This is a genomic window from Pseudomonas sp. LTGT-11-2Z (genome assembly GCF_003691445.1).
Taxonomy (GTDB): Bacteria; Pseudomonadota; Gammaproteobacteria; order Pseudomonadales; family Pseudomonadaceae; genus Aquipseudomonas; species Aquipseudomonas monteilii.
Genome location: NZ_CP033104.1, coordinates 4982165 through 5003725, shown reverse-complemented (window position 1 = coordinate 5003725; position 21561 = coordinate 4982165). Strand labels below are relative to the sequence as shown.

General features: G+C 63.4%; 19 protein-coding genes. 11 read left to right on the top strand and 8 right to left on the bottom strand.

Annotated elements, in window-relative coordinates; translation table 11 throughout:
* Positions 1-1806 carry a sodium:proton antiporter gene (locus tag D8767_RS23625; protein ID WP_016712998.1) on the bottom strand — a complete coding sequence of 602 codons (1806 nt, stop codon included), beginning with the start codon at positions 1804-1806 and terminating at the stop codon, positions 1-3.
* Between the two features lie 68 nt (positions 1807-1874).
* Here D8767_RS23625 and xerD point away from each other — a divergent pair, with 68 nt between their 5' ends.
* The 6 genes from xerD (at position 1875) to D8767_RS23595 (ending at position 7433) form a co-directional block, all read left to right on the top strand.
* Entirely contained in the window at positions 1875-2771 is an 897-nt protein-coding gene (gene xerD / locus D8767_RS23620; RefSeq protein ID WP_016712997.1) for a site-specific tyrosine recombinase XerD, read from the top strand.
* Between the two features lie 153 nt (positions 2772-2924).
* A complete protein-coding gene (locus D8767_RS23615; RefSeq protein ID WP_016712996.1) occupies positions 2925-3668 on the top strand; it encodes a thioredoxin fold domain-containing protein in 744 nt (247 codons plus the stop codon).
* Positions 3669-3751: 83 nt separating this feature from the next.
* On the top strand, positions 3752-5056 hold the full coding sequence (locus D8767_RS23610) for a homoserine dehydrogenase (RefSeq protein ID WP_016712995.1): 1305 nt from the start codon (positions 3752-3754) through the stop codon (positions 5054-5056).
* Between the two features lie 55 nt (positions 5057-5111).
* Positions 5112-6521: a threonine synthase gene (gene thrC, locus D8767_RS23605; RefSeq protein ID WP_016712994.1), complete on the top strand. Its 1410-nt coding sequence runs from the start codon at positions 5112-5114 to the stop codon at positions 6519-6521.
* Positions 6522-6652: 131 nt separating this feature from the next.
* On the top strand, positions 6653-7072 hold the full coding sequence (locus tag D8767_RS23600; protein WP_016712993.1) for a response regulator: 420 nt from the start codon (positions 6653-6655) through the stop codon (positions 7070-7072).
* Positions 7073-7151: 79 nt separating this feature from the next.
* Positions 7152-7433 (top strand): DUF3509 domain-containing protein, encoded by a 282-nt coding sequence (locus D8767_RS23595; RefSeq protein WP_016712992.1) that lies wholly within the window; start codon positions 7152-7154, stop codon positions 7431-7433.
* Positions 7434-7571: 138 nt separating this feature from the next.
* Here the strand turns inward: D8767_RS23595 and D8767_RS23590 are convergent, their stop codons facing one another.
* Complete coding sequence (locus D8767_RS23590; RefSeq protein WP_016712991.1) at positions 7572-8447, bottom strand: TIGR02285 family protein; 876 nt, start codon at positions 8445-8447, stop codon at positions 7572-7574.
* Between the two features lie 21 nt (positions 8448-8468).
* The gene (locus D8767_RS23585) at positions 8469-9668 is read right to left on the bottom strand and encodes a CaiB/BaiF CoA-transferase family protein (RefSeq protein WP_016712990.1); all 1200 of its coding nucleotides are present in this window, start codon (positions 9666-9668) and stop codon (positions 8469-8471) included.
* A gap of 131 nt (positions 9669-9799) precedes the next feature.
* On the opposite strand from D8767_RS23585, the gene D8767_RS23580 reads away from it, so the two are divergent.
* The 3 genes from D8767_RS23580 (at position 9800) to D8767_RS23570 (ending at position 13302) form a co-directional block, all read left to right on the top strand.
* On the top strand, positions 9800-10342 hold the full coding sequence (locus D8767_RS23580; RefSeq protein ID WP_003252169.1) for a YaeQ family protein: 543 nt from the start codon (positions 9800-9802) through the stop codon (positions 10340-10342).
* Between the two features lie 8 nt (positions 10343-10350).
* Complete coding sequence (gene recJ, locus D8767_RS23575) at positions 10351-12060, top strand: single-stranded-DNA-specific exonuclease RecJ (protein ID WP_016712989.1); 1710 nt, start codon at positions 10351-10353, stop codon at positions 12058-12060.
* Between the two features lie 135 nt (positions 12061-12195).
* On the top strand, positions 12196-13302 hold the full coding sequence (locus tag D8767_RS23570) for an NADH:flavin oxidoreductase/NADH oxidase (RefSeq protein ID WP_121757551.1): 1107 nt from the start codon (positions 12196-12198) through the stop codon (positions 13300-13302).
* Positions 13303-13461: 159 nt separating this feature from the next.
* Here D8767_RS23570 and D8767_RS23565 read toward each other — a convergent pair whose 3' ends face one another.
* The 5 genes from D8767_RS23565 to ydcS all read right to left on the bottom strand — a co-directional run bounded on the left by D8767_RS23565 (position 13462) and on the right by ydcS (position 18884).
* Positions 13462-14886, bottom strand: a complete 1425-nt coding sequence (locus D8767_RS23565; RefSeq protein WP_016712987.1) for a gamma-aminobutyraldehyde dehydrogenase — start codon at positions 14884-14886, stop codon at positions 13462-13464.
* A 17-nt stretch (positions 14887-14903) separates the two neighbouring features.
* Positions 14904-15710, bottom strand: coding sequence for an ABC transporter permease (locus tag D8767_RS23560; RefSeq protein WP_016712986.1), 807 nt, complete (start codon positions 15708-15710; stop codon positions 14904-14906).
* On the bottom strand, positions 15700-16611 hold the full coding sequence (locus D8767_RS23555) for an ABC transporter permease (RefSeq protein ID WP_016712985.1): 912 nt from the start codon (positions 16609-16611) through the stop codon (positions 15700-15702). The genes D8767_RS23560 and D8767_RS23555 overlap by 11 nt, the downstream gene beginning before the upstream one ends.
* Position 16612: 1 nt before the next feature.
* On the bottom strand, positions 16613-17644 hold the full coding sequence (locus D8767_RS23550; RefSeq protein ID WP_016712984.1) for an ABC transporter ATP-binding protein: 1032 nt from the start codon (positions 17642-17644) through the stop codon (positions 16613-16615).
* An 88-nt stretch (positions 17645-17732) separates the two neighbouring features.
* Positions 17733-18884, bottom strand: a complete 1152-nt coding sequence (ydcS, locus tag D8767_RS23545; RefSeq protein ID WP_016712983.1) for a putative ABC transporter substrate-binding protein YdcS — start codon at positions 18882-18884, stop codon at positions 17733-17735.
* A gap of 216 nt (positions 18885-19100) precedes the next feature.
* Here ydcS and D8767_RS23540 point away from each other — a divergent pair, with 216 nt between their 5' ends.
* Complete coding sequence (locus tag D8767_RS23540; protein WP_016712982.1) at positions 19101-19784, top strand: tellurite resistance TerB family protein; 684 nt, start codon at positions 19101-19103, stop codon at positions 19782-19784.
* Between the two features lie 149 nt (positions 19785-19933).
* Positions 19934-21556 (top strand): methyl-accepting chemotaxis protein, encoded by a 1623-nt coding sequence (locus D8767_RS23535; protein WP_016712981.1) that lies wholly within the window; start codon positions 19934-19936, stop codon positions 21554-21556.
* The last annotated feature ends 5 nt before the right edge of the window (positions 21557-21561 follow it).

The window sequence follows — 21561 nt, the reverse complement described above, 5'->3', positions numbered from 1 at the left end:
TCAGGGCTCCGGGGCTGGCTCGATCAACGCCACCAGGGTCCATCCCGGTTGCGGCTGTAGCGGGTTGTCGGGGCTGGCTACATGTACCCAGCCATGCCCGTCGCGGGCGAACAGCAAGTGCGCACGCTTGCCATGCAGTGCCTGGTAGGCATCCCAGCCAAAGCCTTCGGTCAGGTTGGTGCTGTACAGTTCGGCGCCCTGATGCAGCCGGTTGGCCAGTTGCAGATAGGTCATTGGGCTGGCTCCCAGTAGATGCCCCCGATGCTCTTCGGCAGCTCGGTGCTTGTCGCTGCGTTGCTTCTCCAGGCCGCTGGCCAGCACGAACAGCCGGCCGTTACCGAAGTCATGGCGGAACCTTGCGCAGGCCAGGGCGTTGATTTCGCCAGCGGGAGACAGCCCCAGCAAGTGCCCGAGGCCGACCAGGTCCAGGTGTGCGTCGGCATGTTGCGAGGCGGGGTTGCCAAAGTAGGTCGGTAGCCCGTCCATGCGCGCGGCGCGAATGTTTTCCCAGCTGGAGTCTGTCAGCAAAACCCGACAGCCCAATTGCTGCAGGGCTTTGGCGATGGCCCGGGCCGGCTCGTTGGCACCGACCACCAGAAAACCACTGGGCGCCGGTTCGGCGACCTTGAGCAGGCGTGCCAGCGGCCTGGCCGTGGCGCTTTGCAGTACCACCGTGCCGATGATCACGGCGAAGGTCAGCGGCACCAGCAGCAAGGCGTCCGGGTGTCCGGCCTGATGCAGGCGGATGGCGAAAATCGCTGAAACGGCGGCGGCAACGATGCCGCGTGGCGCAATCCAGGCCAGCAGTGCCCGTTCCCGCCAACTGAGCGGTGAGCCCAGTGTGGCCAGCCACACGTTCAGTGGGCGTGCCAGCAGCTGGATCACCAGCAACAACGCCAGTACCGCCGGGCCGAGGCCCAGCAGGGCATGCAGGTCAAGGCGCGCAGCCAGCAGGATGAACAGGCCGGAAATCAGCAGTACGCTGAGGTTCTCCTTGAAGTGCAGGATCTGCCGCACATCCACCCCGCGCATGTTGGCCAGCCACATGCCCATCACGGTCACTGCCAATAGCCCGGACTCATGCACGATCTGGTTGGCGGCGATGAAAATACCCAGCACCGCCGCCAGTGATGCGAGGTTGTGCAGGTATTCCGGCAGCCATTGTTCGCGCATGATCTGCCCCAGCAGCCAACCCCCGGCCGCACCCAGGGCGCTACCGCAGAAAATGACCCCCGCGAAGGTAGTGAGGCTCTGGAACAGGCCATTGCCGTCTGCACTGGCGATGATGAAGCTGTACACCACCACGGCCAGCAGCGCACCGATCGGGTCGATCATGATCCCTTCCCAGCGCAGGATGTTGGCGATGGTCGACTTTGGCCGCACCACGCGCAGCATCGGCACGATCACAGTGGGGCCTGTCACAAGGGTCAAGGTGCCGAACAGAATCGCCAACGGCCAGTCGAACCCCAGCAGCCAGTGGGTCGCCAGGGCGATGACCAGCCAGGTGACCAGTGCGCCCACGGTGACCAGGCGATGCACCACGCTGCCGATTTCGCGCCACTGCGACAGGTGCAGGGTGAGGCTACCTTCGAACAGGATCAGCGCCACTGCCAGCGACACCAGCGGCATCAGTAGCGGGCCGAACAACGCCTCGGGGTCGAGCCAGCCCAGTGCCGGGCCGGCAATGATCCCGGTCAGCAGCAGAAACAGAATCGCCGGTAGCTTCAGGCGCCAGGCCAGCCACTGGCAGGCCAGTGCAGCGGCGCCGATGCCGCCGACGCTAAGTAGTATCTGCTCTTCGCTCATGTGGGCTCCCTATGCCTGCGCTGTTATGAAAGACTAAGCATCAATCCGCCGTTTGCCACCGAGTTTTCATGTCCGCCCTCGACCATCCCCTGATCGACCAGTTTCTTGATGCCCTGTGGCTCGAAAAAGGCCTGTCCGACAACACCCGCGTGTCCTACCGCAGCGACCTGGCCCTGTTCAACGGCTGGCTACAGGAACATTCGGTTTCCCTGCCGGATGCCGGCCGTGACCTGATCCTCGACCACTTGGCCTGGCGCCTCGACCAAGGCTACAAGCCACGCTCCACGGCGCGCTTCCTTTCCGGCCTGCGCGGCTTCTTCCGCTACCTGCTGCGGGAAAAACTGGTGGCCATCGACCCGACCCTGCAGGTCGAAATGCCGCAGCTGGGCAAGCCGCTGCCCAAGTCGCTCTCCGAAGCCGACGTCGAGGCCTTGCTGCAAGCCCCGGACCTGGGCGAAGCCATCGGTCAGCGCGACCGCGCCATGCTCGAAGTGCTGTATGCCTGCGGCCTGCGCGTCACCGAACTGGTCAGCCTGACCCTCGATCAGGTCAATCTGCGCCAAGGTGTACTGCGTGTGATGGGCAAGGGCAGCAAGGAGCGCCTGGTGCCGATGGGGGAAGAGGCGGTCGTGTGGCTGGAGCGCTATCAACGTGACGGTCGCGCTGAACTGCTCAATGGCCGCCCCAGCGACGTGCTGTTCCCCAGCCTGCGTGGCGAGCAGATGACCCGGCAGACCTTCTGGCACCGCATCAAGCACCATGCCCGGGTTGCCGGCATCGACAAGCCGCTGTCGCCGCATACCCTGCGCCACGCCTTCGCCACCCACCTGCTCAACCATGGCGCCGACCTGCGCGTGGTGCAGATGCTGCTTGGCCACAGCGACCTGTCCACCACGCAGATCTACACCCACGTCGCCAAGGCCCGTCTGCAGCAGTTGCACGCCCAGCACCACCCGCGTGGATGAATGTTTTTCATGTTCCGCCGACTGGTCCTTGCAAGGCCCTTCACCGGCGGTGTGATGTGGTAGGCTTGGGCGGTTTGCACCAAGGGCCGCACGGCCACCGCGTATTTTCCGCAGGTGGCGCCCTCCGGCCCCTGTCCGCCTTCAGGAGTTCCCATGCGCGTGACCCAGTTTTTCGCCGCCGCCGCGTTGGCGCTGGCCAGTACGTTTGCCGTAGCTGCGGCAACCGATAACAATGCCGGTGCCGAGCAGGCCATCCGTAAATCGTTGCAAAACCTTGAGCTGGAAGTGCCCGTGGAAAGCGTGGCCAGCAGCCCGCTCAACGGCCTCTATGAAGTGAAGCTGCAGGGCGGCCGTGTGCTGTACGCCAGCGCCGACGGCCAGTTCGTGATGCAGGGCTACCTGTTCCAGATCCAGGACGGCAAGCCGGTCAACCTCACCGAAAAAACCGAGCGCCAAGGCATCGCCAAGCTCATCAACGGCATTCCAGCCGCCGAGATGGTGGTTTATCCTGCCAAGGGTGAGACCAAGTCGCACATTACCGTATTCACCGACACCACCTGCCCGTACTGCCACAAGCTGCACGCCGAAGTGCCCGAGCTGAACCGCCGCGGTATCGAAGTGCGCTACGTCGCCTTCCCGCGTCAGGGCCTCGGCTCGCCGGGTGACCAGCAGTTGCAGGCGGTGTGGTGCTCCAGCGACCGCCGTGGGGCGATGGACAAGATGGTCGAAGGCGAAGAAATCAAGGCTGCCAAGTGCACCAACCCGGTCAGCAAGCAGTTCCAGCTGGGCCAGTCGATCGGCGTCAACGGCACGCCGGCCATCGTGCTTGAAAGCGGCCAGGTCATTCCGGGCTACCAGCCGGCACCGCAGGTCGCCAAGCTGGCACTGGCCAAGTAATCCAATTCAGTACGCCGTCGTCATGGGGTGACGGCATGTTTCACGGTCGGCAAACGTGCCGGCCGTTCAATGGGGAGTTCACAGTGAAACCGGTCAAAGTAGGCATCTGTGGGTTGGGGACCGTCGGTGGCGGAACCTTCAATGTACTTCAGCGCAACGCCGAGGAGATTGCCCGCCGTGCCGGGCGCGGTATTGAAGTGGCACAGATCGCCATGCGCTCGCAGAACCCGAACTGCCAGATTACCGGTACCCCCATTACCGCTGACGTGTTCGAAGTTGCGAGCAACCCGGAGATCGACATTGTCATCGAGCTGATCGGTGGCTACACCATCGCCCGCGACCTGGTACTCAAGGCCATTGAAAACGGCAAGCACGTGGTCACCGCCAACAAGGCGCTGATTGCCGTGCACGGCAACGAAATCTTCGCCAAGGCCCGCGAGAAGGGCGTCATCGTCGCCTTCGAGGCGGCCGTGGCTGGCGGCATCCCGGTGATCAAGGCCATCCGCGAGGGCCTGTCGGCCAACCGCATCAACTGGCTGGCCGGTATCATCAACGGCACCGGCAACTTCATCCTCACCGAAATGCGCGAGAAGGGCCGTGCCTTCCCGGACGTGCTGGCCGAAGCCCAGGCGCTGGGTTACGCCGAAGCCGACCCGACCTTCGACGTCGAGGGCATCGACGCTGCGCACAAACTGACCATCCTGGCGTCCATCGCCTTCGGCATCCCGCTGCAGTTCGACAAGGCCTACACCGAAGGCATCACCCAGCTGACCACTGCTGACGTGAACTATGCCGAGGCCCTGGGCTACCGCATCAAGCACCTGGGTGTGGCGCGTCGTACTGCCGAAGGCATCGAGCTGCGCGTACACCCCACGCTGATCCCGGCTGACCGCCTGATCGCCAACGTCAACGGCGTGATGAACGCCGTGATGGTCAACGGTGACGCCGCCGGTTCCACCCTGTACTACGGCGCGGGCGCCGGCATGGAGCCTACCGCTTCGTCGGTGGTCGGTGACCTGGTGGATGTGGTGCGTGCCATGACCTCCGACCCGGAAAACCGCGTGCCGCACCTGGCCTTCCAGCCAGACGCGCTGTCGGCCCACCCGATCCTGCCGATCGAAGCCTGTGAGAGCGCCTACTACCTGCGCATCCAGGCCAAGGATCACCCGGGCGTACTGGCCCAGGTGGCCAGCATCCTGTCGGAGCGTGGCATCAACATCGAGTCGATCATGCAGAAGGAAGCCGAGGAGCAGGACGGCCTGGTACCGATGATCCTGTTGACCCACGGCGTGGTCGAGCAGCGTATCAACGATGCCATCGTCGCACTGGAAGCCCTGCAGGACGTGGTCGGCAAGGTCGTGCGCATCCGCGTCGAACAGCTCAATTAATTTTGTTCTCGGGCCGCCGGCGCGGCCCGGGCCTTAGCATCGAAGGTTTGCACCCATGCGCTATATCAGTACCCGCGGCCAGGCACCGGCCCTGAATTTCGAAGACGTGTTGCTGGCTGGCCTGGCCAGTGACGGCGGCCTGTACGTACCCGAGAACCTGCCACGCTTCACCCAGGAAGAAATCGCCTCGTGGGCCGGCCTGCCGTATCACGAACTGGCCTTCCGTGTGATGCGTCCGTTCGTCGAAGGCAGCATCGCCGACGCCGATTTCAAGAAAATCCTTGAAGAAACCTACGGCGAGTTCGCCCACGCCGCAGTCGCCCCGCTGCGTCAGCTGAACAGCAACGAGTGGGTGCTGGAGCTGTTCCACGGCCCGACCCTGGCGTTCAAGGACTTCGCCCTACAACTGCTCGGCCGCCTGCTCGACCACGTACTGGCCAAGCGCAACGAGCGCGTGGTGATCATCGGCGCCACCAGCGGTGACACCGGTTCCGCCGCCATCGAAGGCTGCCGTCGTTGCGACAACGTCGACATCTTCATCCTGCACCCGCACCAGCGCGTGTCGGAAGTGCAGCGCCGCCAGATGACCACCATCTTCGGCGACAACATCCACAACATCGCCATCGAAGGCAACTTCGACGACTGCCAGGAAATGGTCAAGGCCAGCTTCGCTGACCAGTCGTTCCTCAAGGGCACCCGCCTGGTAGCGGTCAACTCGATCAACTGGGCGCGCATCATGGCCCAGATCGTCTACTACTTCCATGCAGCCCTGCAGTTGGGTGGCCCGGCGCGTTCGGTCGCGTTCTCGGTACCTACCGGCAACTTTGGCGACATCTTCGCCGGTTACCTGGCCCGCAACATGGGCCTGCCGGTCAGCCAGCTGATCGTCGCCACCAACCGCAACGACATCCTGCACCGCTTCATGAGCGGCAACCAGTATGTGAAGGAAACCCTGCACGCGACCCTGTCGCCGTCGATGGACATCATGGTTTCATCCAACTTCGAACGCCTGCTGTTCGACCTGCACGGCCGCAACGGTGGCGCCATCGCCGAACTGATGGCCAACTTCAAGCAGGGCGGTGGTTTCAGCGTCGAGCAAGACCGCTGGACCGAAGCGCGCAAGCTGTTCGACTCGCTGGCCGTCAGCGACGAGCAAACCTGCGAGACCATTGCCGACGTGTTCGCCGCCACGGGTGAAGTGCTCGACCCGCATACCGCAATCGGCGTCAAAGCCGCTCGCGAGTGCCGTCGCAGCCTGGACACGCCAATGGTGGTGCTGGGTACCGCACACCCGGTCAAGTTCCCGGACGCGGTGGAGAAGGCAGGTGTTGGCAAGGCGCTGGAGCTGCCAGCACACCTCAGCGACCTGTTCAGCCGTGAAGAGCGTTGCACGGTACTGGCCAATGACCTGAAGGCCGTTCAGGCGTTTGTCAGCCAGCACGGTAATCGCGGCAAACCGCTGTAATCGTGTTTCTTTCTGGGGCTGCAGCGCGGCCCCAGAAGCTCGGAACTTTCCGTCGATCGCTTCAGAAATCCCCTATTCAGGCACGCTAAGGCATAGCCTAGATTGGCCGGTCCTCTCACCAGGAGCGGCTCATGCACCACACCTACGTGTTGATTCACCAGGCTCGCCCGTCCCACCAGATCCTTTTGCATCAGGCCCTCAATGCCCAGGGCGTTTTCGACGTGCGCATCAGCGCAAACACCACTCACCTCAACGCCTGCCTCGGCGCTGAGCGTCGCCCTGATTTATTGATCCTTGACCACGCCATGCCAACCCAGGCTGGCCTCGCCTTGCTCGCCCAGCAGCACCGGGCGCGTGCGCTGTTGTTCGTTGGTCAGCCCATCCCCAGGCGCCATAACCTTGCCCAGGCAGCCAGAAGCCGAGGGCTGTGGGTGCTCGCCGAGCTGCCCTGGCCGCTGTCGATGCCGCGCCTGCAGCATGCCCTGCAAACACTGCAGGCCCGCCCGAGGCAGCGTATTCAAACTGTCATCTCAGCCCCGCATGCTCACTGAAGCGGGCGCGGTTTGACGAACTTTCTGCAGCGCCTGCTGGTCAGTTCCTTTAGATCCCACCACGCAGCGAGTGATCCGGATGGAAAGAATCTGCAGCCTGCTCAACGACGCCCTGACCCCCTATCAGACCCACCTCGGCATCACCGATGCCAATGGCAATCGTCAGCTGACCGTTCATGACCGCCTCGCCGGCATCATCCTGCGACGCACGGTCAGCGAGCGCCAGTTGCAGGAGCAACGCCTGTTGATCGATCTGGTGGATGGCCTGCACCGTGACCTGCAGATTGCCGAAGGGCGCTTACAGCCCTGTGTGATCGCGGCATTGCAGCAGCGTCAACAACCGCAGGGAACCTTTGCCTGAGTGGTTTATCAGATATTGTAGGGGCAGCCAGCCAGTGCTTTGCTCCGGCGCTGGCAAGGCTGTCACGGGAAGTCCCCAAGGACTTTCGCTTGGCCCCGGGCGTCTTCCCCAGCGTCCGGGGTTTCTTTTTTCAGGTGATCAAGGGGCTTCGAAGAAGCGCTTGCTGTCTTCCAGGTAGTCTTCCTGCAACGACGGGTCCAGCCAGTGCGCATACAAGCCAGGCAGCACGTCACGGCGCAAAGCAGGCAATAGCTGGTTGATATGCGCTACCACTTTGCGGCCTGACGGATTGTCAGAGCAGGCGACATGGAGAAACTGATAGCGCTCCACCCCCTGGACAGGATGAAACTGATAGTCGGCCAGTGAGCCGCCTTGCTGCTGAAGCAAGTAACGAACTTCATGCCAGTAGCCGAGCACCAAGCGTAGGCGCCCCAGTTTTTGCATTTGCAGCAGGTTAGCTGTGGCGTCGTTGCCATAGTGCCGGCTAAGCGCAGTATCAGGTAGCTGCTGCAGAATGGCGTCGATCTGCGTTCCATAGCTACGTTCGGCAACAATGCCCAGTTTCACCGGCGCATTGCTCAGCAGGCCATGCAGGTCCACTTCCTGGTTGTCGAGGTAGGGCGCTACCAGTGCCTGGTTTTCCTTGCGCAGCACCAGGCCACCACTGAGCACACCCAGCGTTGGCATGGAAAAAAGCGCATATTTGGCCCGTTCCGGGGTCCACAGCAGGGTCGGGTCGCAGGTGAATGTGTTTCGGTCTTGCAGCATCTGGATGCCGCGCGCACGGTTGACCCGCACGATGGTGTGGTCGTACTCGGGCATCTGCCTGGTCAGCAGCGGCAATAGCTGGTCGATCACCCCTTGGCCTTTTTCCGGGCCTTCGAAAATGGTGAAGGGTGGCAGGTCGCGCACCAGCCAGAAGATGCGCTCCTTGGCGCTGGCAGGTTGCATGAGCAATGCGGGCAGTAGCCCGCATAGCAGGATCAGGTGGCGTAGCCAGTAGGCAGCGCGCATCGGCAAGGGCAGCGGCAGGCGTCAGACCGCGCCGGCCTGGCGCAGTCCGGCAATGGCCGCTGCGTCATAGCCCAGGCGGGTGAGCAGTGCCTCGGTGTGTTCGCCCAGCGCCGGGCCGACCCACTCGGTGGAGCCAGGTGTATCCGACAGCTTGGGCACGATGCCCGGCATGCGGAACGGCTTGCCATCCGGCAACTTGGCCTGCAGGAACATCTCTCGCGCCAGGTATTGCGGGTCGTTGAACATGTCCTCGGCCGAGTAGATGCGGCTGGCAGGTACCTCTGCCGTGGTCAGCACCTGCATCAGTTGGTCCAGCGGCAGGCTGTTGGCCCAGCGGTCAATCACCCCGTAGAGCTCGTCACGGCGCAGGTCGCGCCCATCATTGGTGGCCAGGGTAGGGTCATCCGCCAGGTCGGTGCGGCCAATCGCCAGCATGAAACGTTTGAAGATGGCATCGCCGTTGGCGCCAATCTGCACATGCTTGCCGTCGGCGCTGGTATGGATGGAGGAGGGTGTGATGCCCGGCATGATGTTGCCGGTGCGCTCGCGGATAAACCCGAACACATCGAATTCCGGCACCATGCTTTCCATCATGGCGAAGATCGCTTCATACAGCGCCACGTCCACAACCTGGCCCAGGCCGCCATTGACCTCACGGTGGCGCAGCGCCATTAACGCGCCAATCACCCCCCACAGGGCAGCAATCGAGTCACCGATGGAAATGCCCGTGCGCACCGGCGGGCGGTCGTCGAAGCCGGTAATGTAGCGCAGGCCACCCATCGACTCGCCCACCGCGCCGAAGCCGGGCTGGTCTTTCATCGGCCCGGTCTGGCCAAAGCCCGACAGGCGTACCATGACCAGGCGCGGGTTAAGGGCATGCAGCATATCCCAGCCCAGGCCGAGCTTTTCGAGCACGCCCGGGCGGAAGTTTTCGATCAGAATGTCGGCTTCGGCCAGCAGCTTTTTCAGCACCTCGCGGCCTTCGGGGTGCTTGAGGTTAAGCGTGAGCGACTGCTTGTTGCGCGCCTGCACGAACCACCACAGCGAAGTGCCCTCATACAGCTTTCGCCACTTGCGCAGCGGGTCGCCCCCATCCGGAGACTCAACCTTGATCACTTCGGCACCGAATTCGGCGCAGATGCGCGAGGCGAACGGCCCGGCAATCAGCGTGCCGAGTTCCACAACTTTAAGGCCGGCGAGGGGTTTGCTGGGCGTCGACATGGGGCATCCGTGGCAGCTGGGCAGAGCCGTGGTTTTATCACACGTCGGTTTCGCCGGGTACTGCTGCGGCGCATGGACGGTGCGGATGGGTTAGACTGTGCCACTTTTCTTTTGCACGAAGCCCCACGACCATGGCCCAGCCGTCCACCACCTACAAGTTCGAATTGAATCTCACCGACCTTGATCGCAACGTCTACGAAAGCGTCAAGCAGACCATCGCTCGTCACCCGTCGGAAACCGAAGAGCGCATGGCAGTTCGTTTGTTGGCGTACGCGCTTTGGTACAACGAGAACTTGTCGTTTGGCCGTGGCCTGTCGGATGTCGATGAGCCGGCGCTTTGGGAAAAGAGCCTGGACGACCGCGTACTGCACTGGATCGAAGTCGGCCAACCCGATGCCGACCGCCTGACCTGGTGCTCGCGCCGTACCGAGCGCACCAGCCTGCTGGCCTACGGCAGCCTGCGCGTGTGGGAAGGTAAAGTGGTGAGCGCGGTCAAGAACCTGAAGAACCTGAGCATTGCCGCCGTGCCACAGGAAGTGCTGGAAACCCTGGCCACCGACATGCCGCGCAGCATCAAGTGGGACGTGATGATCAGCGAAGGCACGGTGTTCGTGACTGACGACCGTGGCCAGCATGAAGTGCAACTGCAGTGGCTGCTCGGTGAGCGTGGCTGAAGCAACCCATGCGTATCGAACCTCGCCCCCTGCCCCCGACCCTGCCATTCCTCGGTAACCTGCCTCCCTTGCTGACCCGCCTGTACGCCGCGCGTGGCGTGCAAAGCGAGGCCGAGCTGGACAAAAGCCTGGCGCGTCTGCTGCCGTATCAGCAGCTCAAGGGCATCGAGGCCGGTGTTGACCTGCTGGTCGAGGCCCTCGACCAGCGCCAGCGTATCCTGATTGTGGGTGACTTCGATGCCGATGGTGCCACCGCCAGCACTGTCGGGGTGCTGGGCTTGCGCCTGCTGGGCGCGGCCCATGTCGATTACCTGGTGCCCAACCGGTTCGAGTACGGCTACGGCCTGACCCCGGAAATCGTCGAGGTGGCGCTGCAGCGTCAGCCGCAATTGCTGATTACCGTGGACAACGGCATTTCCAGCGTCGAGGGTGTGGCCGCTGCCAAGGCTGCCGGGCTCAAGGTACTGGTAACCGACCACCACCTGCCGGGTCAGCAACTGCCTGACGCCGATGCCATCATCAACCCCAACCAGCCGGGCTGTACGTTCCCGAGCAAGGCGCTGGCCGGGGTCGGGGTGATCTTCTATGTGCTGATGGCCCTGCGCGCCCGCTTGCGCAGCCTGGGGCGCTACGAGACGCAACCGCAGCCGAACATCGGCGAACTGCTCGACCTGGTCGCGCTGGGCAGCGTCGCCGATGTGGTACCGCTGGATGCCAACAACCGCATCCTGGTGCATCAGGGCCTCGAGCGTATTCGTGCTGGCCGTGCCCGGCCAGGGCTGAAAGCCATTCTGGAAGTGGCCCGCCGTGACCACCGGCGCATCACCTCGACCGACCTGGGTTTCATCCTTGGCCCTCGGTTGAACGCTGCCGGTCGCCTGGACGACATGAGCCTGGGCATCGAGTGCCTGCTGTGCGAAGACGCGGCCCTGGCTCAGGACATGGCTCAGCAGCTGGACGACCTGAACCAGGACCGCAAGTCCATCGAGCAGGGCATGCAGCGCGAAGCCCTGGCCCAGCTCAAGGACCTGCCGGTCGAGTCCATGCCTTATGGCCTGTGCTTGTTCGATGCAGATTGGCACCAAGGCGTGATCGGTATTCTGGCTTCGCGCCTGAAAGAACGTTATCACCGGCCGACTATCGCGTTTGCCGATGCCGGCGAGGGCATGCTCAAAGGTTCGGCGCGCTCGGTGCCGGGGTTCCACATCCGCGACGCGCTGGATGCCGTAGCGGCCCGCCACCCCGAGCTGATCAGCAAGTTCGGTGGCCACGCCATGGCTGCGGGGCTGTCGTTGCCCGAGGGTAATTTCCCCGCATTTGCCGAAGCATTCGACGAAGAAGTGCGGCGCCAGTTGCGTGAGGAAGACCTCACCGGCCGGTTGCTGTCCGATGGCAGCCTGGCCGTGGAAGAGTTCCACCTCGACCTGGCCAAGGCCCTGCGCCATGCCGGGCCTTGGGGGCAGCACTTCCCCGAGCCGCTGTTCCATGGCGTGTTCCAGCTGGTGGAGCAGCGTGTGGTGGGCGAACGGCACCTGAAGGTGGTGCTCAAGAGCGAGTGCGGTTCGGTGCGGCTGGACGGTATTGCCTTCGGCATCGACCGCGAAGTGTGGCCGAACCCGACCGTGCGCTGGGTCGAGCTGGCCTACAAGCTGGATGTGAACGAGTTTCGTGGCAACGAAAGTGTGCAGTTGATGATTGCCCACATGGAGCCGCGCTGAGCGCACCGACAAATCCGAGGGAACCTACCCCCCACCCATTCTGGTCTAGTCTGAAGTTATGACCGGACCTGGGCCAGGGATGCGCAATTGAGTGTCCGGGCCGGATCACCATTGGAGTCCTTGGGAGGTGCCCTCATGAGCCTGCTGCTCGAGCCTTACACCCTGCGTCAGCTGACCCTGCCCAACCGCATCGCTGTGTCACCGATGTGCCAGTATTCCGCCGTCGATGGCCTGGCCAACGACTGGCACCTTGTTCATTTGGGCAGCCGCGCCGTAGGTGGTGCGGGCCTAGTTATCACTGAAGCCGTTGCGGTAACCGCCGATGGCCGCATCACCGCTGAAGACCTTGGCCTGTGGGACGACGCACAGATCGCCCCGCTGCAACGTATTACCCGCTTCATTACCGCACAGGGTGCCGTGCCTGGTATCCAGCTGGCCCACGCCGGGCGCAAGGCCAGTACCTATCGTCCATGGCTGGGCAAGCAGGGCAGCGTTAAGCTCGAAGACGGTGGCTGGCAGCCAGTAGGGCCATCGAAGATCGCGTTCGACCCACAACACACGCCGCCACATGAATTGAACCACGAAGAGATCCAGAATGTGATCGCTGCCTTCGTCGCCTCGACCGAGCGCGCCTTGAAGGCCGGTTTCAAGGTGGTCGAAATCCACGCCGCCCATGGCTACCTGTTGCATCAGTTCCTGTCCCCGTTGAGTAACCAGCGCCGCGACGAGTACGGCAGCTGCTTCGAGAACCGCATCCGCCTGACCCTGCAGGTGGTCGAGGCCGTGCGCAAGATCTGGCCGGCCGAATTGCCGCTGTTGGTGCGGGTATCGGCAACCGATTGGGTCGAAGACGGCTGGAACCCCGATGAAACCGTCGAACTGGCCCGCCGACTGCGCGGGTTGGGGGTTGACCTGATCGACGTATCTTCCGGCGGCACCTCGGTAAACGCCGAGATCCCCACCGGCCCCGGCTACCAGACCCGCTTCGCCGAACGCGTGCGCAAGGAATCGGAAATCGCCACCGGCACTGTGGGCATGATCACCGAACCGGCCCAGGCCGAGCACATTTTGCGCACCGGCCAGGCCGACATTATCTTCCTCGCCCGCGAACTGCTGCGCGACCCGTACTGGCCGCTGCATGCCGATGATGATCTGGGCGGTAACAAAGCTACCTGGCCCGCGCAGTACCAACGTGCGACCAGCCGGGCCAACCCGATTCACGAGTCGGACTTGCGCGACTGACTCAAGCTTTGCGCGGTCCCTGTAGGAGCGGCCTTGTGTCGCGAAAGGGCTGCGAAGCGGCCCCAGGTTTTCAGCTTCGCCGCTGAAATTGCCGGGGCCGCTTCGCGGCCCTTTCGCGACACAAGGCCGCTCCTACAACGATCGGGTATGCTCAGTGGGCTAGTGCTTGATCATCACATGCCGCACGCAGGTGTAATCCTCCAGCCCATACATCGACATATCCTTCCCATACCCCGAATGCTTCTGCCCGCCATGGGGCATTTCGCTCACCAGCATGAAGTGGGTGTTCACCCAGGTGCAGCCATACTGCAAGCGCGCCGCCAGGCGATGGGCGCGGCCGGTGTCGCGGGTCCATACCGATGAGGCCAGGCCGTAGTTGGAGTCGTTGGCCCATGCCAGCGCCTGCGCTTCGTCGGTGAAGCGCGTGACCGACACCACCGGGCCGAACACTTCGTTGCGCACGATCTCGTCATCCTGCTGGGCATCGGCCAGTACGGTCGGCTCGAAGAAGAAGCCCTCGCCATCGATCGCCTTGCCCCCCGTCACCAGGCGAATGTGCGGCTGGGCGATGGCGCGCTGTACCAGGCCGGCTACCTTGTCGCGGTGCTGGGCACTGATCAGTGGCCCCAGTTCGGTGTCCTCGGCATCTTGCAGGCCAGGTTTGAGGCTCGCGACGGCTTCACCCAGGCGCTCGACAAAGCGCTCGTAGATCCCGTCCTGCACATACAGGCGGCAGGCGGCGGTGCAGTCCTGGCCGGCGTTGTAGAAGCCGAAGGTGCGGATGCCATCGACGGCAGCATCGATGTCGGCATCGTCGAACACCAGCACCGGGGCCTTGCCGCCCAGTTCCATGTGCATCCGTTTCACGCTGTCGGCGGTGGCGCTGATGATGTGCGCGCCGGTAGGGATCGAGCCGGTCAGCGACACCATGCGCACCTTGGGGTGATTAACCAGCGGGTTGCCCACCGTCTGGCCGCGGCCGAACAGGATGTTCAGTACGCCCGGTGGCAGCAGGTCCTGAGACAGTTCACCCAAGCGCAGGGCGGTCAGTGGGGTCAATTCGGAAGGCTTGATCACCACGGTGTTGCCAGCGGCCAGAGCGGGGGCGATCTTCCAGGCCAGCATCATCAACGGGTAGTTCCACGGGGCAATCGAAGCCACCACGCCCAGCGGGTCGCGGCGGATCATCGAGGTGTGGCCTGGTAGGTACTCGCCGGCCGCCAAACCGCCCAGGCAGCGCGCGGCACCGGCAAAATAGCGGAACACGTCGGCAATGGCCGGGATTTCGTCATTCAACGCGGCACTCAGCGGCTTGCCGCAGTTCTGCGATTCCAGCCGGGCCAGTTCATCGCCATGGGCTTCGATGGCATCCGCCAGCGCCAGCAAGGCTTGCGAGCGGTCCTTGGGGCTGGTTTGCGACCAGCTGTCGAAGGCCTGGTCGGCGGCGCGCACGGCGCTGTCCACCTGGGCTTCGGTGGCTTCGTTGATCTGCGCCAGCGCAGTGCCCAGCGCTGGGTTCAGTACGGTCCAGGCCGGGCCTTCGCCAGCGACCAGCCGGCCATTGATCAGCATCTGCGTTTGCATCGGGAACTCCTCCAGGGTCATTTGCCACTGCCCGCGACGCTTTCGCCGCCACGGGTCAGGTAATAGGCGCCAAGGATCGGCAGCATGGTCACCAGCATCACCAGCATGGCGACCATGTTGGTCACCGGCACGTCGCGTGGGCGGCTGAGCTGGTTGAGCAACCAGATCGGCAGCGTGCGCTCGTGGCCGGCGGTGAAGGTGGTGACGATGATTTCATCGAACGACAGGGCAAAGGCCAGCATGCCACCGGCCAGCAGCGCCGAGCCGAGGTTGGGCAGGATGATGTAGCGGAAGGTTTGCCAGCCATCGGCGCCCAGGTCCATCGAGGCTTCGATCAGGCTTTGCGAGGTGCGCCGCAGGCGGGCGATCACGTTGTTGTAGACGATGACCACGCAGAACGTGGCGTGGCCGACCACAATGGTGAATACACCGGGCTCTATGCCCAGCGTCTTGAACGCCGAGAGCAGGGCGATACCGGTGATGATGCCGGGCAGGGCGATGGGCAGGATGAGCATCAGCGAAATGCTTTCCTTGCCGAAAAAGTTGCGCCGGTACAACGCCGCCGAGGCCAAGGTGCCGAGCACCAGGGCGATCAGCGTGGCCAGGCAGGCCACCTGCAGCGACAGCTTGATCGCCTCCAGCACATCGGGCCGGGCGAAGGCCACGGCGAACCACTTCAGGGTAAAGCCCTTGGGCGGGAAGCTGAATGCCGCGTCTTCGGTGTTGAACGCATACAGGAAGATGATCAGGATCGGAAAATGCAAAAACAGCAACCCGCCCCAGGCCGCCAGGCGCAACCCCGTTGACGCTTTTTCAGAGTGCATCGAAGGCCCCCAGGCGCTTGACGATGGACAGATACACCGCAATCAGCACGATCGGCACCAGGGTGAACGCGGCGGCCATCGGCATGTTGCCGATCGCCCCTTGCTGGGCATAGACCATGCTGCCGATGAAATAGCCGGGCGGGCCGACCAGTTGCGGCACGATGAAGTCGCCCAGGGTGAGCGAGAACGTGAAGATCGAGCCGGCCGCAATGCCCGGAATCGACAGCGGCAAGATCACCTGGACGAAGGTTTGCCCAGGCCGTGCGCCGAGGTCTGCCGAGGCTTGCAGCAGTGAAGGTGGCAGGCGCTCCAGCGAGGCCTGGATCGGCAGAATCATGAATGGCAGCCAGATGTACACGAACACCATGAAGCGCCCCAGGTGCGACGTCGACAGCGTGCTGCCACCCACACCCGGCACGGCCAGCACCGCTTGCAGCAGCCCGTCCAGGTGCAGCTGCTGGACAAACCACTGCGCCACGCCGCCCTTGGCCAGCAGTAGGGTCCAGGCATAGGTCTTGACGATGTAGCTGGCCCACATCGGCATCATCACCGCGATGTAGAAAAACGCCTTGGTCTTGCCGCTGGTGTAGCGCGCCATGTAGTAGGCGATGGGGAAGGCCAGCACCGCGCTGGCCAACGACACGGCCACGGCCATGCCCAGGGTGCGCAGGATGATGTCGAAGTTCGACGGGTTGAACAGCGCGGCGAAGTTGCCCAGGGTGAGGTCCGGGGTCACCGCCATGGTGAAGTCGTCAAAGGTATAGAAGCCCTGCCACAGCAGGTTCAGCAATGAGCCCAGGTAGATCGCGCCAAACCAGGTCAGCGGCGGTACCAACAGCAGCGCCAGGTACAGGTTGGGGCGCCGGTACAGCAGGTTGGACAGGCTACGCAGTGCACTCATGTCAGCGGGCCTCGGTTTCCTGCAGCACCGTCATGGCCTCGCGGGGCCAGTGCGCCAGTACCTGTTGCCCGGGCTGCCAGGCCTGGCCCTGTGCTTGCCAGCGGTCGTTGGCCTGGCTGACTGCCAGCAGCTGGCCGTTGTCCAGTTGCAACTCATAGCGAGTGGCGCTGCCTTGGTACTGGACATCGCGCAGTACGCCGTTGACCTGCACCTCATGGCTGGTCACCACAGGGTCGCCCAGGCGGATGTGCTCGGGGCGGATGGAGAAGGGTGCCGAGCTGCCGTTAAGCGCCATGGCCAGCTCGCCACGCACCACGTTGGAGGTGCCGACGAACTCGGCAACGAACGTGGTGGCAGGCTTCATGTACAGGTTGCGCGGTGTGTCGACCTGTTCGATGCGGCCGCGGTTGAACACTGCAACCCGGTCGGACATCGACAGCGCTTCGGTCTGGTCGTGGGTGACGAAGATGAAGGTGATGCCCAATTGGCGCTGCAGCTTTTTCAGCTCGCCCTGCATCTGCTCGCGCAACTTCAGGTCCAGCGCGCCCAGCGGCTCGTCCAGTAGCAGCACCCGCGGCCGGTTGACCAGTGCCCGAGCCAAAGCCACGCGCTGGCGCTGGCCGCCGGACAGCTGCGCCGGCTTGCGTGCGCCGTAACCGGCCAGGGCCACCATGGCCAGGGCCTCTTCGGCGCGGTTGTGGCGTTCGGCCTTGGCTACGCCTTTTACCTTCAGGCCATAGGCGATGTTGTCCAGCACGTTCATGTGCGGGAACAGGGCGTAGTCCTGGAACACGGTGTTGACGTCACGCTGGTAGGGCGGCACGCCAGCGGCCTCGACACCGTGGATACGGATCGAGCCGCTGGTGGGTTGTTCAAAGCCGGCGATCAGGCGCAGGCAGGTGGTCTTGCCCGAGCCGGAAGGGCCGAGCATGGAGAAGAACTCCCCATCAATGATGTCGATACTGACGTGGTCGACGGCCTTGACCTCGCCGAAGGTGCGGGAAACCTGGGTGAACTGGACGGCTAGGGGCATGCGTGGGCTCCGGACATCAATGTTTCTCCTGTACTGGCCTCTTCGCGGGCTTGCCCGCGAAGAGGCCAGTACAGGCATTCAGGCAACCTCAGCGACCACCCATGATCGCAATGTAATCCTGGGTCCAGCGGCTATAAGGCACGAACTTGCCCCCCTGGGCCTGCGGGGTTTTCCAGAAGGCGATCTTGTCGAAGTTGTCGAACCCGTTGGTCTTGCACCCCTCGGCGCCCAGCAGCTCGCTACCGGTACACGCTGCCGGTACCGCCGGCAACGAGCCGAACCAGGCCGCCACGTCACCCTGCACCTTCGGCTGCAGCGACCAGTCCATCCATTTGTAGGCGCAGTTGGGGTGCTTGGCCTCGCTGTGCAGCATGGTGGTGTCGGCCCAGCCGGTCGCACCTTCCTTGGGAATGGTCGAGGCCACTGGCTGGTTCTCGGCCTTCAGGCCATTGACCATGTAGCCCCAGGAGCTGGAGGCGACCACGCCTTCGTTCTTCACATCGCTCATCTGTACCGTGGCGTCATGCCAGTAACGGTGGATCAGCGGTTGCTGCTGGCGCAGCAGCTCCAGCACGGCCTTGTACTGTGCCTCGTTCAGCTCGTACGGGTCCTTGATGCCCAGCTCCGGCTTGGCCGATTTCAGGTACAGCGCCGCGTCGGCGATGTAGATCGGCCCGTCGTAGGCCTGCACGCGGCCTTTGTTCGGCTTGCCGTCGGGCAGGTTCTGCGGCTCGAACACCACGCCCCAGCTGGTGGGGGGCTGCTTGAAGGTATTGGTGTTGTACAGGAGCACGTTCGGCCCCCACTGGTACGGGGTGCCATAAACCTGCTTGTCGACCACGTACCAGCCACCGTTCTGCAAGCGAGGGTCGAGGTTTTTCCAGTTGGGGATCAGTGCGGTGTTGATCGGTTGCACGCGTTTGCCCACGATCAGCCGCAGCGAAGCATCGCCCGAGGCAGTGACCAGGTCGTAGCCGCCCTTGGTCATCAGGCTGACCATTTCGTCCGAGGTGGCGGCCGTTTTCACGCTGACCTTGCAGCCGGTTTCCTTCTCGAAACCGGTCACCCAGTCGTAGGCTTTGTCGCTTTCACCGCGCTCGATGTAGCCGGGCCAGGCGACGATATCCAGGCGCCCCTCGCCAGGCCCCAGGGCCTTGGGCGGTTCGGCAGCCTGCAGGCTGGCGCTGGCCAGCACGGCGCCCGTCATGGCGCCGAGCAATGCGGTCTTGTGCACTGACATGGTGTTCCCTCTTCTTGGAGATCTTGGTCGGGGCAGTCATCAAGCAAGCCGTGAAGCAATTGTTATAAGCGTAGTGCGGTTGCGCGAGGTATTGGCGATATCGAGTCTAGTTGGCTTTTTGCCAGCCAATGCAACATCCCGAAGCAAATCCACGATGGCGTGTACTGCGCCAAGCCTTACTCTGGCGATTGAATTTCCTTACGTGGAGACACGCGAATGAACACCCGGGGCTTGCTTGATCAACTCCTCAAATCCGGCCAGCAACTGCTCGAAAAGCAAGGGGGCGCCAGCAAGGCTGGCGGCGCTGCCGGTGGGCTTGGCGGGCTGTTGTCCGGAGCCGGTGGCGGCCTGTTGGGTGGCGGGGCACTGGGCCTGTTGCTGGGTAGCAAGAAGGCCCGCAAGTACGGCGGCAAAGCCCTGACCTACGGTGGCCTGGCCGCGCTGGGGGTGCTGGCCTATAAAGCCTACGGCAACTGGCAGGCCAACCAGCGGGTGGCCACAGCCGAACCGCAAACCGTCGACCGCCTGCCGCCCGCTCAGGCCGAGCAGCACAGCCAGGCCGTGTTGCGGGCGCTGGTGGCGGCCGCCAAGTCCGATGGCCACATCGACGAGCGCGAGCGGGCGCTGATCGAAGGTGAATTCACCCGCCTGGACAGCGACCGCGAACTGCAGCACTGGCTGCATGCCGAACTGAACAAACCGCTGGACCCGGCCGAAGTGGCCCGCGCTGCGCAAACGCCAGAGATGGCGGCCGAGATGTACCTGGCCAGCGTGTTGATGGTCGATCAGGAAAACTTCATGGAGCGTGCCTACCTGGATGAACTGGCCCGCCAACTGCGCCTGGACCCGGCGCTGCGCCAGGAGCTGGAGAGCCAGGCACGGATAGCCGCAGGCCAGTGATTGAGCGCACTGGGGCTGCAAAGCAGCCCCAGTGGCATGTCCATCAGTAGGGATGCCTGTTTACCCCTCATTTCACCCGCAAATCTGTAAGGCCTCTGGGCTATACTTCGGCGATTTTCCCGCTCGTTGTGAATTCCTGAGGGCTGAATGTGAAGAACTGGACCTTGCGCCAACGGATCCTGGCAAGTTTCGCCGTGATCATCGCCATCATGCTGCTGATGATCGTGGCCGCCTACTCGCGGTTGGTCGCCATCGAAACCGCCGAAGAGGCCGTGGGGACCGACAGCATTCCCGGGGTCTACTACAGCTCGATGATCCGCAGTGCCTGGGTCGACAGCTATGTCACCAGCCAGCAACTGGTGGGGCTGTCCAACCACCGCGAAATCACTTCGGCCGACATGGAGCTGTTCAAAAGCTTTGAAGACAGGCTCAAGCAACACATGGCCAGCTACCAGGCCACCATTCAAGAAAAAGACGACCAGACCCGCTTCGACGCCTTCGTTCAGCTCGAAGAGACCTACATGAAGCTGATAGGCCAGGTACTGGATGCTTATCGCCAGCACAATTACGACGAAGCCCAGCGACTGATTACCGATGTACTCACCCCTGCCTGGGTGGACGGGCGCAAGCACCTGAATGAAGTGATCGAGAACAACCGGGCTTCTGCCGACGCGGCCACCAACGAAATCGTCAGCGCCGTGAGCACGGCCAAAGGCAGCATGGTGGTTTCGCTGCTGCTGGCAATCGTCGCCGCTGGCATTTGCGGCCTGCTGCTGATGCGTGCCATCACCGCCCCCATGCAGCGCATCGTCCATGCCCTCGACAAGCTGCGCTCCGGCGACCTGAGCATGCGCCTGAGCCTGGACCGCAAAGACGAGTTCGGCGCCATCGAAAGCGGTTTCAACGAAATGGCCGAGGCACTGGCCAACCTGGTGGCCCAGGCCCAGCGCTCGTCGGTGCAGGTAACCACTTCGGTCACTGAAATCGCCGCTACATCCAAACAACAGCAGGCCACCGCTACCGAGACGGCCGCCACCACCACGGAAATTGGCGCTACCTCGCGGGAGATTGCCGCCACCTCGCGTGACCTGGTGCGCACCATGACCGAAGTCACCTCGGCTGCCGACCAGGCTTCCAGCCTTGCAGGCTCCGGCCAGCAGGGCCTGGCGCGCATGGAGGAGACCATGCACCAGGTGATGGGCGCTGCCGATCTGGTCAATGCCAAGCTCGGCATCCTCAATGAAAAGGCCAGCAACATCACCCAGATGGTGGTGACCATCGTCAAGGTCGCCGACCAGACCAACCTGCTGTCGCTCAACGCTGCCATCGAAGCGGAAAAAGCCGGCGAGTACGGCCGTGGCTTTGCCGTGGTGGCCACTGAAGTGCGCCGCCTGGCCGACCAGACCGCCGTGGCCACCTACGACATCGAGCAGATGGTGCGCGAGATCCAGTCGGCGGTATCGGCCGGGGTCATGGGCATGGACAAGTTCTCCGAAGAGGTGCGCCGCGGCATGTTCGAGGTGCAACAGGTGGGCGAGCAGCTCAGCCAGATCATTCACCAGGTGCAGGCTTTGGCGCCGCGTGTGCTGATGGTCAACGAAGGCATGCAGGCCCAGGCGACCGGTGCCGAGCAGATCAACCAGGCGCTGGCCCAGCTCAGCGATGCCAGCACCCAGACTGTCGAGTCGCTGCGCCAGGCCAGTTTTGCCATCGATGAGCTGAGCCAGGTGGCCGCCGGCCTGCGTGGCGGCGTGTCGCGCTTCAAAGTCTGACCGCG

Bases quoted from the DNA above. Each gene is read 5' to 3' on its own strand.
- D8767_RS23625 (WP_016712998.1), bottom strand. From the start codon at position 1,806: ATGAGCGAAGAGCAGATACTACTTAGCGTCGGCGGCATCGGCGCCGCT.
- xerD (WP_016712997.1), top strand. From the start codon at position 1,875: ATGTCCGCCCTCGACCATCCCCTGATCGACCAGTTTCTTGATGCCCTG.
- D8767_RS23615 (WP_016712996.1), top strand. From the start codon at position 2,925: ATGCGCGTGACCCAGTTTTTCGCCGCCGCCGCGTTGGCGCTGGCCAGT.
- thrC (WP_016712994.1), top strand. From the start codon at position 5,112: ATGCGCTATATCAGTACCCGCGGCCAGGCACCGGCCCTGAATTTCGAA.
- D8767_RS23600 (WP_016712993.1), top strand. From the start codon at position 6,653: ATGCACCACACCTACGTGTTGATTCACCAGGCTCGCCCGTCCCACCAG.
- D8767_RS23595 (WP_016712992.1), top strand. From the start codon at position 7,152: ATGGAAAGAATCTGCAGCCTGCTCAACGACGCCCTGACCCCCTATCAG.
- D8767_RS23590 (WP_016712991.1), bottom strand. From the start codon at position 8,447: ATGCGCGCTGCCTACTGGCTACGCCACCTGATCCTGCTATGCGGGCTA.
- D8767_RS23585 (WP_016712990.1), bottom strand. From the start codon at position 9,668: ATGTCGACGCCCAGCAAACCCCTCGCCGGCCTTAAAGTTGTGGAACTC.
- D8767_RS23580 (WP_003252169.1), top strand. From the start codon at position 9,800: ATGGCCCAGCCGTCCACCACCTACAAGTTCGAATTGAATCTCACCGAC.
- recJ (WP_016712989.1), top strand. From the start codon at position 10,351: ATGCGTATCGAACCTCGCCCCCTGCCCCCGACCCTGCCATTCCTCGGT.
- D8767_RS23570 (WP_121757551.1), top strand. From the start codon at position 12,196: ATGAGCCTGCTGCTCGAGCCTTACACCCTGCGTCAGCTGACCCTGCCC.
- D8767_RS23565 (WP_016712987.1), bottom strand. From the start codon at position 14,886: ATGCAAACGCAGATGCTGATCAATGGCCGGCTGGTCGCTGGCGAAGGC.
- D8767_RS23560 (WP_016712986.1), bottom strand. From the start codon at position 15,710: ATGCACTCTGAAAAAGCGTCAACGGGGTTGCGCCTGGCGGCCTGGGGC.
- D8767_RS23555 (WP_016712985.1), bottom strand. From the start codon at position 16,611: ATGAGTGCACTGCGTAGCCTGTCCAACCTGCTGTACCGGCGCCCCAAC.
- D8767_RS23550 (WP_016712984.1), bottom strand. From the start codon at position 17,644: ATGCCCCTAGCCGTCCAGTTCACCCAGGTTTCCCGCACCTTCGGCGAG.
- ydcS (WP_016712983.1), bottom strand. From the start codon at position 18,884: ATGTCAGTGCACAAGACCGCATTGCTCGGCGCCATGACGGGCGCCGTG.
- D8767_RS23540 (WP_016712982.1), top strand. From the start codon at position 19,101: ATGAACACCCGGGGCTTGCTTGATCAACTCCTCAAATCCGGCCAGCAA.